This is a genomic window from Pediococcus siamensis (genome assembly GCF_047220215.1).
Taxonomy (GTDB): domain Bacteria; phylum Bacillota; class Bacilli; order Lactobacillales; family Lactobacillaceae; genus Pediococcus; species Pediococcus siamensis.
This window is the reverse complement of sequence record NZ_CP178375.1, coordinates 360,971-373,153: the sequence shown is the minus strand read 5'-3', so window position 1 is coordinate 373,153 and position 12,183 is coordinate 360,971. Positions and strand designations below refer to the sequence as shown.

General features: G+C 42.4%; 8 protein-coding genes. 4 read left to right on the top strand and 4 right to left on the bottom strand.

The annotated features are described in order from the left end of the window. The first annotated feature begins 19 nt into the window (after nucleotides 1-19). On the top strand, nucleotides 20-2,677 hold the full coding sequence (locus tag ACLJJ6_RS01795; protein ID WP_412989758.1) for an MMPL family transporter: 2,658 nt from the start codon (nucleotides 20-22) through the stop codon (nucleotides 2,675-2,677). Nucleotides 2,678-2,754: 77 nt separating this feature from the next. On the opposite strand, the gene ACLJJ6_RS01790 is transcribed toward ACLJJ6_RS01795, so the two are convergent. The 3 genes from ACLJJ6_RS01790 to ACLJJ6_RS01780 are packed head-to-tail and all read right to left on the bottom strand — an operon-like array spanning nucleotide 2,755 to nucleotide 5,083. Beyond that, on the bottom strand, nucleotides 2,755-3,522 hold the full coding sequence (locus tag ACLJJ6_RS01790) for a YibE/F family protein (RefSeq protein ID WP_412989757.1): 768 nt from the start codon (nucleotides 3,520-3,522) through the stop codon (nucleotides 2,755-2,757). Then, the gene (locus tag ACLJJ6_RS01785; protein WP_412989756.1) at nucleotides 3,519-4,634 is read right to left on the bottom strand and encodes a YibE/F family protein; all 1,116 of its coding nucleotides are present in this window, start codon (nucleotides 4,632-4,634) and stop codon (nucleotides 3,519-3,521) included. The genes ACLJJ6_RS01790 and ACLJJ6_RS01785 overlap by 4 nt, the downstream gene beginning before the upstream one ends. Before the next feature lie 20 nt (nucleotides 4,635-4,654). Continuing rightward, nucleotides 4,655-5,083, bottom strand: a complete 429-nt coding sequence (locus tag ACLJJ6_RS01780) for a GNAT family N-acetyltransferase (protein ID WP_412989755.1) — start codon at nucleotides 5,081-5,083, stop codon at nucleotides 4,655-4,657. A 181-nt stretch (nucleotides 5,084-5,264) separates the two neighbouring features. On the opposite strand from ACLJJ6_RS01780, the gene ACLJJ6_RS01775 reads away from it, so the two are divergent. Continuing rightward, the gene (locus ACLJJ6_RS01775) at nucleotides 5,265-7,424 is read left to right on the top strand and encodes an LTA synthase family protein (RefSeq protein ID WP_412989754.1); all 2,160 of its coding nucleotides are present in this window, start codon (nucleotides 5,265-5,267) and stop codon (nucleotides 7,422-7,424) included. Nucleotides 7,425-7,586: 162 nt separating this feature from the next. Here the strand turns inward: ACLJJ6_RS01775 and ACLJJ6_RS01770 are convergent, their stop codons facing one another. Next, nucleotides 7,587-8,573: an NAD(P)/FAD-dependent oxidoreductase gene (locus tag ACLJJ6_RS01770; RefSeq protein WP_412989753.1), complete on the bottom strand. Its 987-nt coding sequence runs from the start codon at nucleotides 8,571-8,573 to the stop codon at nucleotides 7,587-7,589. A gap of 159 nt (nucleotides 8,574-8,732) precedes the next feature. Here ACLJJ6_RS01770 and ACLJJ6_RS01765 point away from each other — a divergent pair, with 159 nt between their 5' ends. Continuing rightward, nucleotides 8,733-9,692: a nucleoside hydrolase gene (locus ACLJJ6_RS01765; protein ID WP_412989752.1), complete on the top strand. Its 960-nt coding sequence runs from the start codon at nucleotides 8,733-8,735 to the stop codon at nucleotides 9,690-9,692. Between the two features lie 243 nt (nucleotides 9,693-9,935). Further along, complete coding sequence (locus ACLJJ6_RS01760; RefSeq protein WP_412989751.1) at nucleotides 9,936-11,933, top strand: cation:proton antiporter; 1,998 nt, start codon at nucleotides 9,936-9,938, stop codon at nucleotides 11,931-11,933. The last annotated feature ends 250 nt before the right edge of the window (nucleotides 11,934-12,183 follow it).

Here is a 12,183-nt window from a genome sequence, read left to right as displayed (position 1 = left end):
TTAAGGAATGAAATCTATTATGCAAAGAAACAATACCCTCCAAATGACGAGTTTAGCGACTTGGTTAATTCTTTTAATCGGAATGGTTGTAATGCTGCCCACTACGCTGAATTGGAATGCAACGTACAGTCAGCAACTTCCAACTAAGAAAGCGGCCACGGCCACCATTGTCTATACTAATCCCAATGGGCCCCTCACAGCCAAACAACAAAAGGCTATCAAAACTAATGAAAATAAACTTGCCGCAAACCAGAAATTTCTCGGATTCCGTTCTTTAGAAAGCGGCAATGATACGAATGCTAAACACCGGTTAAATTCTGCGGATAAGTCCACTGAACTGAGCATTCTGCACTTTAAAAAATCACAATCACAATTTCATATTTTAATTCCGCAACTATATAACTTAGCCCAAACAGCGGGTGTTAAAACATACATAACCGGCAGTGATGTCCTTACTGTGGCACGTGCTCAATCGGTCCAAGCCGCTAACAAACTCGCGATTATCATTAGTTGTATCTTGTCAGCACTGATCTTAGGCGGCATATTTCGTTCATTTGTGGCACCGTTGATTGCCCTGCTGCTTTCTGGAATTAGTTATCTGGTGAGCTTTTCGGGCATCTTACTCGCCACCCGCTTTTTGCAAACCCCGTATTCGAGCTATTCTAACACTGGTCTTATCGTTGTTTGTTTTGGTCTTTTCCCAATTGCCATTGGGCTGTTTTACCAAGCTCTCGGCCGTCAGCAACGTGCTTATGCGCGCCGTGCGGCCCAGTTTTATCGTGAGACATGGCTCATCAGCTGCTTAAGTTTACTGCCGGTCATTTTGATTAGCTTTATGGGGTTACTTGCCCATAATTTGCTGCTAAGCTCACTTTGGGGATTCGGCGTCGCACTTGTGTCCTCGTGGCTAGTTTTCTACACCTTAATGCCGGCCTTAACCGCCTTTTTGGATGATCTTCTCTTTTGGCCTGAAAACCGGTTTCAACCCCGTTTCCATGGACGCCTTTGGGAAAGCATTGCCCATTTAGGCCGCCGACATGCCGCTATCGGTCTTGTGTGCCTTTTCCTTTTGTTGGGGGCCAGCCTATTGCTTGTTCGGCCCACCCTCAATTCGGCAACTGACGCTGATGTTTCCTTTTCAAGCCAAGCCAAAACCGGTAACGCGGCCATTGCCAGTCACTACCCGAACGGTAAATCAGCACCAATTACACTCAAATTAACTGCTAAAAAACCATTAACTGCTGCACAACGTTTAGCTGTGATTGATCAACTGACGAAAAAGTTAAAAGCTGTTCCTCGAGTTGCTAACGTGTACTCATTGACCCAACCCGGAGGCACTGCGTTAACCCAGTTATACGTCAATCACCAATTGCAAACGCAAGCCAGTCAACTTAGCGCTGCCAATTTGAACTTAGCAAATACGCAAAAATCGCTCAAGAAATCCCGTTTGCAACTGTCCAAGCTCAAATTATCAGCTTCTTTAAAACAGCTTTCAAAAAATGACAGCAATTTAACTAAAATCCAGACACAAAACTCACAAGTTGCTTCACAAGCCTCCGCTTTAACAACGGACATCGAGACGATTGAAGCGCAAGAAACTGACATAACCCAACTGCTGGGTGCCTCCCGTTCAACAAAACGCATTGCCGCTGCCCTCACAATGCACCAAAAAAAATTGGTACATGATCTTAAAGTCTTACGGGAGAATATTCAAGTCATCAGTTCGAATAATGACGTCATTGCCGAAAATATCAGCCAGGTAGAAACCGATCAACAGGCTGTCCTGAGTGACTTTAAAGCAGCAAATTCGGCATTAAAGGCAACTAAGACGGCCTTGACCCAAGATAGTAAAAACGTTCAAACAGCACAGCAAAACCTTGCTAGCGATCGCCGTTACTTGGATGACCTTAGTAAATCAGGAGTCGTTAACACGTTGTATATGACCGACAATGATTTAAAAACGGGCCCCATGAAGTCGGCACTGCGCCAATTTAATCAGCAAAAAAATAAGACCACCACGTTTGTAATTGTCTTAAATACCGCGCCTGCAACCCGTGCGGCCCAAACAACTCTTTCCCAATTACAGTCTGTGACGGATGCCACCTTAAGTACCACCACTTTGGCACATAGTCAGACACAATTTGATGGTGAAACCGTCCAAGTAAGTAAGCAACGACACCGATTTAGTCAAGATATCAAATGGCTGCTACCTATAATGCTACTTATAGTGGGTCTCTATCTGTTTATCTTAGCGCGCTCCCTATTTTCGCTTTACGTTAGTTTTGGCCTGTTCATTTCTGCAACCGTAGGCTTAATTTTAGCTAATTGGTTGTCACAAATCCTTTTCAAATCGGCCTTACTGGTTCCCGTGCCACTGCTTGCGACCCTCATCTTTTTGACAATCGGGTTCCTAATGGGGACGCCGCTTGTTCTTCAGGTCAACCCAGCAGTGGCAAAAAGCTTACAGACAACATTAACCACTTTCGATCCTAGACTTACTTTAGGCTCTTTATTCAGTCTAATTCTCTTATTGTCGCTCAGTTTTACCGAAGCATTATCCTTCATTCAATTAGCTTTAAGTGTGCTCATCATGTTGGTTATTTGCGGAATTTGCCTGCCATTCGGTCTGACAACCGCTTCCCAATTAACCTATCGAAAAACAACTTCAAAAGACTAAAAAAATCACGTTTCATGAGTATTAAAGGCCAGGTAAATCTTGCTTCTTGGCCACTGCTCTTTAAACGTGATTCTTTTTTAATGTGTTTTTCTAGTTCGCTGATAACGTACTTTAAGTTGCATCACCCAGGTTGTCACGGGAATGGTCAAAATAACCCCAATAAAAGAAATTAGGATCATCACTAGTTCAGAAACGAAAATTTTATTATTTAAAAATTCACCCCACGAATAATTTAACCGAACAAACCAAATAAATAAGCCTAAAAAGCCGCCGAAAAACCCAAAAAATAGCGTATTAAAGGTGGTACCAATAATTTGTTTTCCGACCGCGATCCCGTCTGCAAATAGCCGTTTGGCAGGGATCTCTGGGTTTTGAGCTAAAATTTCACCCAAACCAGCTGAGATGGCAATTGCGGCCTCGGCAATCGCCCCCAAACTACTCAAAATAGTGGTTGCAATTGCGACATCCACAAACTTGATGCCCACAAGTAAAGACAGACCTTCTAAATCTTCCGTGTTCTCGTTTCCGAACCCTTGAACCACTGCCCAGTGTTCCACCGGAATGATAAGTAAAACCACTAAGGCCATCACGAGGACCGAGCCATAAAATGCCGTTTCTGTAGTTAGGGGATCATCATCCCCGAGATAAATGGTTACAGCCAAAATAATGACAGCATTCAGAAGCGTCACGCCTAAAATTGGGAAATTTAGACCAATTAAAACAACGGTTAAAAATATCAGTATAAAATTGATCACTAAACTCAAAAAAGCTTTCAAGCCTTGCCAGCCACCAACTAACAGCATGGCAGCTAACAAAATTAAAATGAGGGCCAAAATGGTATTCATCTGTGATCCCCCCTTTTCAACAAGACGCTTGCAAACCAACTCGCAGCAGGAATGGCCATCACAATTCCGATTCCACTCACCAAACTTTGTACCATCCCTAGAGACATATTCATCGTAAAGGCGTATCCCCAACCATCACCGTTTCGCAAGTAAAGTACCATCATTGCAAACGTGTCCGCCATGAAAATCAAAAACAGCACGTTGATCAACGGTCCCATAATAGACTTACCAATTTCGCGTCCAGACATAAATAGCTGCTTGCGGGTGATATCAGGCGTTTCGCGGTGTAAGGCGAATAAACTTGAAATAATATCGGTCGACTCATCCATAACCGCACCCAATGAGCCCATGATAGTTTCTGCCAAAAAGACCGGCTGCGGATTTTGCGTAACATAGGCCATGGTTTCAAAATGCAGGCCTTGCTCGTGCGTCAATTTTAAAACTAATAAAGTCAATCCAACCGCACCCAGTGTGCCTAAAATAGTGGCCCCAAACGTGACTAGCATTTGCTTGGTTTTTCCCAGGACTAGCAACAGCGTTAGCCCAGAGAAAACGAATGCCAATGTTCCAAAAATCGCTAGCACATTGGTTCCTTGCAGCCAGACATCTAACTTAATGGCTAAAAAGAATAACACGCCATTTAATAAAACGCTCAAAAGCGCCATTAGACCGCTAAACTTCATTGTGAGCAAGAGGAGCGCAACTGCAAGAAAACTCAGAAAAACAACCACCGTGTCACGCTTCAAATCTGTAATGGAAGTTTGAAAATGACCATTCTTCTTTTGAATATGCAAAAATAACTGCTGGCCTTTATGATAGGGCTGATCCATGGCATTGGATGCGGAAAAAGAGTTTTGGACTTTTAGGACTTGGTGATGATACTTCCCATTCAGTACCCGCACGCTTAACGTTTGTTTCTGGGAAAAATCATGATTATGGAAATTGTCGGTTTGTTTGACGCGTTTATGATTAGTAACTTGGACTACCTTACCGACTGGCGTTCGATACAGTTCCGCATTGTGCTGGGTGGCCCAACAAAGCCCCAGCCCTACTAAAACAACAAGCACGATTGTCAGCCACTTCACTTGATATTTTGGTTGTACTTTACTCACAACCCATTCATCCCATTTCTTTAAACTGCTTTTATCATTTTATGATGGGCAATGCCCGCCTCCATGACCTGATCGCCAACAACCTGAAACCCATTATTCAAATAAAATGTTTGGGCTTGATCCTGCGCAAAGAGCCAAACTTGCTTTACACCGGCACTTTTGGCATCTTTTTCAATAGCTGTAAAAAGTTGTGAGGATAGTCCTTGGTGGCGATAAGCTGCAAGTGTGCAAACTCTTTGAACAAGTAAGCCATCTGCCGTAACACGTGTACGCGCAGTCGTCACCGGTATCTGCTTATCATAACCAACGTAATATGTACAACGTGATTCATCCCCATCCTGTTCAAGAGCCGCACTAATATGTTGCTCCCGAATAAAGACGGCGGTTCTGATTTTCATACTATCTTGATACACCGAAGTCGCATTGCCAAATGCTGTTTTTATTTCCAAATTCATCACCCATTTCGTAATTACTTTCATTTTTGCATTATAAACTTTTTGAGGTCTGAAAAACAAACACTACTTAAATTTAAGAAATTGCTTAATAAAGTTATGTTAAAATGACTCTATGTTTGCTAACACGGTTGCACAGCAAAATGAAGTTTTTTTTACGGGAAGGTTAACACTTAAAATGAAACAATTTATTTCAAAAGTTCATACACGAATGGGATTCTTTTTTTTACTCGTCTTCCTGTTCTGGTTAAAAACATTACTGGCCTACTTTGCTGACTTTTCGTTAGGCGTAACCAGCCTTTTTCAGTGGTTTATTCTTTTCATTAACCCTTTAGCTACAACTTTTCTGTTATTTGGGCTCGCTTTATACGTTAAAAATGCCAAAATTTTCTATCCTTTAATTTTAATTATTGATGCGGCCAATACGCTTTTACTCTACTTAAACGTGATCTATTACCGCGAGTTCTCCGACTTCATGACCATTAACACCATGCTTGGTTATTCAAAGGTGGATCAGGGTTTAAGCGGCAGCTCCCTGGCATTAACCGAGCCGCATGATTTGCTGTTTTGGCTAGATATCGTCATCATCTTAGTCTTAATGCTGATGCGCAGAATTAAAATTGACCAAAACGCCTTGCCCAAACGGCTTGGATTTCAAGTCACTTCGCTTTCGGTGCTCCTATTCGGTTTTAACCTCATGTTTGCAGAAATGAGCCGGCCCCAACTTATCACACGGACCTTTGATCGTACTTATATCGTTAAATACTTAGGGGTGGACGTCTTTACCATTTATGACGGCGCCAAGACTGAACAAACCAGCAAAATGCGGTCCAGTGCCACCAAGAGTGAATTAAAAACCGTCGAAAAATATGTCCATGGTCACTACGCAAAGCCGAATAAAAAGTACTACGGCATTGCCAAGGGCAAAAATGTCATCGTCATTCATTTGGAAAGTTTCCAACAATTTTTAATTGACGATAAAGTTGAAGGCCAAACCGTCACGCCGTTTTTAAATAAGATTTATCACAGCAAGAGTACCTACTCGTTTGCCAACTTCTTTAACCAAGTTGGTCAAGGAAAGACGAGTGATGCTGAAAATATGCTGGAAACCGGCACCTTTGGTCTCTCACAGGGATCCTTATTCGCACAATTAGGTACGGATCAAACGTTCCAGGCAGCTCCCGCCATTCTCAAACAGGAACAGGGCTACACTTCCGCTGTTTTCCATGGTAACGTCGCTAGCTTCTGGAATCGGAACAACGTCTATAAAAACATGGGCTATCAATATTTCTTCTCCGCCAGCTACTATGATACTTCGGGAGATAAATCTACCGGCTACGGGCTAAAAGATAAGCTGTTGTTCAAGGACTCCATCAAGTATTTACAATATTTGCAGCAACCGTTCTATGCGAAATACATTACGGTTTCCAATCATTTTCCGTTTGACCTAGATAAAGAAGACTCCAGCTTCAAGGTGCCGGACACTGGTAACACCTCAGTCAACAATTATTTCAAGACAGCTAACTACTTAGACCAGGCTGTAAAAGAATTCTTCACCTTCTTAAAGAAATCTGGCCTTTATGATAATTCGGTAATCATCTTGTATGGCGATCACTACGGCATTTCTAACTCTGCTAATGAAGCCCTCGCCAAAACCTTTAGTCAGGATTCTAGTCACTTTTCTGCCTTTGGTAAGGATCCGTCTGAAAACTGGACAGATTGGGATAACACTCAATTGCAGCGGGTACCGTTTATGATTCATATTCCGGGTGTAAAAAACGGCGGGATTCAAAAACAATATGGTGGCGAAATCGATGTTTTGCCTACCCTTCTGCATTTACTAGGCATTAATTCTAAGAAATATATGCAGTTTGGGACTGATCTTTTCTCTTCACAGCATGACCAAGTGGTCGCGTTCCGTAATCAGGACTTTATCACGCCTAATTACACCTCAATCAGTGGCACAGTCTACAATAACGCTACCGGTCAGGTGATTACGCCAACCGGGTCGCTGAAGAAACAACTTAAAGCAGACCAGAAAAAAGTTAATACACAGCTTAGCATGTCCGATTCATTGAATGAGAAAAACCTGCTGCGTTTCTATACACCAAAAGGATTCAAAGCAGTTAATTCTAAACTTTATAACTATGCTGACGGGCTGAATAAGGAACTTGCTATTCAAAAGAAACTGGGTCTAAAGTCAACTTCAATGTACTCGAAGAACCGCGATCGTTCTTTGGAAAGCCTGTATAAGACAGATGCTCCAGAAGCGACCCACTCGAAGTCGGAAAATAATCGGATTCAAATTACCAATCCAGATTCAAATTCTGGAAATTAACCCATTCAAAAGGTTTCACCACGCGTTTCACTCAAATTTATCCGCCATGACATCCAGTGACTGACAGCGTGTGTATGAGCTGAGGTTTACCATATTTTATCCAAAAAATTCGTCACAGGCCAAGCGCGCCGATGACGAATTTTTTTATCAGTTGAATTGGGTTTAAAGGTCCATAGAAGTGCTGTGTAACGGCCCGCGACGATCCGGGTAGAGTTGCTTCATAATAGCACTCACTGCCATTGGTCCCTCCGCAAAGGCGGTTGCAATCAAATCTAACTTACCTTCATAATCAACGCCATCCCCAATGGCATAAAGCAACGGTAAATCAGTCTTCATTTGGCGGTCAACGACAAACATCCGGTGTTCCTGGCTAGGTTGTACTTGCCATTGTCTGATGGTTTTGTTGTTAGAAATAAAGCCATAGTTCACAATGACGTCGTCCACCCGCTTTTGTAAGAGGTGTTCTCCCTTTACTTCTTTCATTGTCAGCAATAGTTGGTCATTATCCAAGGTTATTTCTTTTAACAGGTAGGGCGTTAACAGTTCAACCGCTGAATTTTGCAGCAATTCCACACTGTGTTCCATTCCACGAAATTGTGTCCGTCTGTGCATGAGATAAACGTGTTTAGCTGTCTCTTGGAGCATGAGGGCGGTATCAATGGCAGAATCCCCGCCGCCCGCAATTAAGACTGTCTTGTCACGAAACTGTTCTGGATGCGCGACAGTGTAAAAAATCCGCCTATTTTCCAGTTCTTGCGCACCCGAAACGGCCAGACGCCGGGGACTAAATGCCCCAACACCCGTTGCTAAGATTACCGCTTTGCTCAGATAGGTCTCCTTGTTCGTCACGATTTTATAGCCATTTTCATCTTGTTGAATCAAGTCCGTGACCGTTTCATTCAGTCGAACATCAACTGGCAGCTGCCGTAACTGTTTGTCTAATTGGCTAATTAACTCAACAGCTTTGATGCCGGCAAAACCAGCCACATCATGAATATATTTTTCTGGGTAGAGCGCGCTGACTTGTCCCCCCAGCTGTGAAAGGCTTTCAATGATTTGTACTTTGGCAGTTCGCAGCCCACTATAAAAGCCGGCAAACATGCCAGCAGGTCCGCCGCCAATAATTGTAATATCATAAATTTCAGCCACAATGCCCCTTCTTTCTTTTTGTAAAGATAACTGTTTAATTTTAACACGATTTTTTAGAGTTGCGATTTTTAACCGCGCAAAAGCACAAATTTAAATTGTATTTAAACCCGTTATTTCGTATGATTAACTTGTTAAAAAATAATTTTTAGGAGGCACTTCATGGCAACACGTAAAATGATCTTAGATTTAGATACTGGTATCGATGATGCAATGGCAATTGCGTATGCAGTTGCAGCCCCTGATGTTGATTTAATTGGAATTGTGGCTTCATATGGTAATGTTTTAACCCCGCTAGCTGCTCAAAACAGTCTGAAAATTCTCGAACTGCTAGGACGTCTTGATGTACCGGTCTTTCTTGGTGAATTGCACGCTTCGACAACCGATCATTTTGACGTGATGCCGATTAGTGCACAAATTCATGGTAAAAATGGTATTGGTGAAGTCGCTTTGCCCACCCCTAAACGTCAAGTCGAAGCTAAATCCGGTGTTGATTTCTTGATTGAAGCTGCCCACCAGTATCGTCAGGATCTTATCGTAGTTCCCACAGGTCCATTAACTAACCTGGCAAAAGCCATTAAAATTGCGCCTGAAATTCAAGATGAGATTGGTCAAGTGACTTTGATGGGCGGTGCATTGACTGTGCCTGGCAACGTTTCGCCAGTGGCAGAAGCAAACATTAACCAAGATCCAGTTGCAGCTGATCAGGTTTTCGAGAGTCGTCTCAATTTGACCATGGTCGGTCTCGATGTCACTTTACGTACTTTACTGACCAAGAAAGAAACACAGCAATGGCGTGAACTAGATACCGTTGCTGGTAACAAGTTTGCTGATATTGTGGACTACTATATTGATGTTTATAAAATAACCAGTCCTCACTTACATGGCTGTGCCTTGCATGATCCATTGGCCGTTGGGGTTACTTTGGATCCTAGTCTGGTTTCGACCTTGAACTTAAATATGTTTGTCGATACGACTAAGGCCATGTGGGGACGCACCATTGGTGATCCGGCACGTTTAACCGAAGAAGCTCCCAACGTGAGCGTTGCTTTGACCGTAGATCAGGAAAAGTACTTAGCTCGCTTCATGCAGTATTTAACCACACTCTTTAAACAAAATTAAGTCACTTCAAAAACTGGGACAGCTGGCAAAGCGTCTCGGTTTTTTAGACGGTTGTGTCCTAAACGACCGATTTAACCAGTTTGTGCGCACCTTTTGCTTTCAAACTAAATCCGTAAAATTAAATGACATGCTGCTAACTATACTTCTTTTTAATTGGAGACAAGGCTGCAATCAGGCGTATCTTCGTGGAAATACTAGCGATTATGGTAAACTAGATGAAGATAACTTTTAGGAGTGAACATCATGGAGATTGTTGTTTTAGTGTTGGTCTTGATCATCGCTGTTTTAATTTCAAATATCATTGCCAGCAAATTGACACAAGTTCCTTTGGCTTTCATTGAAATTGGTGTGGGATTAGTGGTTGCCGTAATTGTGCCTTACTATCGGCACTATAATATGGATCCTAACCTTTTTATGCTGGTAGTACTAGCCCCCTTAATGTTTTATGAAGGCCTTAATACCAATATGCGAGTTTTACGTCGTTCGCTTTCGACCACTTTTTCGTTGGCGGTTGGCCTCGCACTTGTGACTGTTAGTATTGTTGGGATTAGTGCTCATATTATGTTAAGCGAATTAGCTTTGCCACTAGCTTTTGCATTAGCCGCTATTATTACGCCAACTGATGCCGTGGCTGTTTCATCGGTAACGGCCAATATTGCCATGCCTGAAGAAGCGATGCAAACTTTAAAAAATGAATCACTTTTCAATGACGCTTCTGGGATCGTGATTTTTGACCTTGCTTTACAAGCTTTTACGACCGGAAAATTTTCTTTTACATACGGGTTTTTTGACTTTATCTATGTTTTTTTGGGCGGTCTCTTGCTTGGCGCAATTTTAGGGAGTCTCCTCGTTTCACTGCGCACATTTTTAATTAACCATCGTTTAGATAACTCTTCTGTCATCGTAACTTTAGGGATATTGACGCCATTCTTTGTTTATTTCGTGGCCGAATTGGTACACGTCTCTGGAATTTTAGCCGTTGTCGCCACCGGCCTGATCCACGGCATTCAGCAGGGCCGTTTACGCCTCACTTCGACTAAAATTCAAGTGGTTAGCAACACTACCTGGGAAGTCATTTCTGACAACTTAAACGGCTTTGTTTTCGTCCTTTTAGGGGTTTCTCTGCCTACCGTCATTACGGACATCTCTTATCGAAACAACACATTTTTACTGTTACTGACAGGCATTAGCGTTTTGCTATACGCGTTGATGACACTATTGCGTTACCTATGGCTGCGGATGGATTTTGCTACGGTTCGTGTTCGCCCGGAAGATAAAAATACAAACTGCTGGATTATTGCCCTAAATGGTATTCACGGAACCATTACCTTAGCAATGGCCTTTTCGCTACCTTTAACGCTGCATGGTTCTGCCTTTCCTTATCGAAACGATCTTTTGTTCATTGCAACGATTGTGATCATCCTAAGTATGCTGGTTCCTTCACTGGTTTTGCCGTTTCTTCTGCCACGGCAAACCGATCCTTTTTTACCGGCGGGTGCTTCTGCCGCTCGGCAAGAAATGATTGCCTATGCCATCCAAAAAATCACGGAACTCAATGAAGATCCTTTAGAAACGCAAGCGGTCGTGGCCACTTTAAACAGCCAAATCAAGCCTGAAATTGTCAAAAACCGCCACATTTTAAAACAGCTTTTTGCCCAAACTCGTGACGTCGAAAATGAGGTCTTGGATGAACTAGTAGCAGATGAAAAAATCACTGAAAAAGATCGTCGTCTTTACAAACGGACCCTGCTAGCGCGAGATATTTATCTCGACAACAGTATTTTTCGGAGCCTCTGGTTACAGTTTTCCTACCGTTTTCTCTATCACTTCAAGTCTTTAGTGCACGGTAAGGCGTTTCGCCAAAAACGTCAGCAATTGCAACATAACCCTAACCTTATTAAAAAATTCAAATCAAAACACGACTTACTGGTCGAAATTGAAAGTCAAACTACCCAGCGCGTTTTTGAGTATCTTCAAAGTCCCAAAGTTAACAAGGAAAGTCCCACAGACATTTCAATTGTTCAGCGCTACTATCGTGAACGCCATCGTCGTTATCAAAACAACTCTAACAGCAACGAAATTCAAGAAGAACTCTTTATCAAGGCGTTTCAATTTGAATATAACTTTGTGCAGAACCAACTTTCAGAAAATAAAATTACGCGTGAATTAGCCAATGCACTGTACGAGCAAATTTCAAATGATGAATTAATTTACATGCAAAATGATGAAATCTATGATTAATATTGGTTTGTAACGTGCGTTTTTCTGGGTCTCAAGCTAACCTAATTTAGGAGATTTTCCGTCCGTAAACCGGATAGGACTTAAGTGACTTGGCATAAAAAGTTGGCGGCCAAAATTAGTTAAGGTTCCGGCCAGCAATAAACTTGCGTTTAAACCAAAACTAGACCTACACAAATGGCGACGAAAAGCGACTGAAAAAAATCTTTCAGCCGCTTTTCGTCGCCAAATTTTTATAGCCGCAATCGAGGAA

What these genes read in the sequence shown, in the direction of transcription:
- ACLJJ6_RS01790 (WP_412989757.1), bottom strand. Translation starts at nt 3,522, where the DNA reads ATGAATACCATTTTGGCCCTCATTTTAATTTTGTTAGCTGCCATGCTG.
- ACLJJ6_RS01795 (WP_412989758.1), top strand. Translation starts at nt 20, where the DNA reads ATGCAAAGAAACAATACCCTCCAAATGACGAGTTTAGCGACTTGGTTA.
- ACLJJ6_RS01775 (WP_412989754.1), top strand. Translation starts at nt 5,265, where the DNA reads ATGAAACAATTTATTTCAAAAGTTCATACACGAATGGGATTCTTTTTT.
- ACLJJ6_RS01765 (WP_412989752.1), top strand. Translation starts at nt 8,733, where the DNA reads ATGGCAACACGTAAAATGATCTTAGATTTAGATACTGGTATCGATGAT.
- ACLJJ6_RS01760 (WP_412989751.1), top strand. Translation starts at nt 9,936, where the DNA reads ATGGAGATTGTTGTTTTAGTGTTGGTCTTGATCATCGCTGTTTTAATT.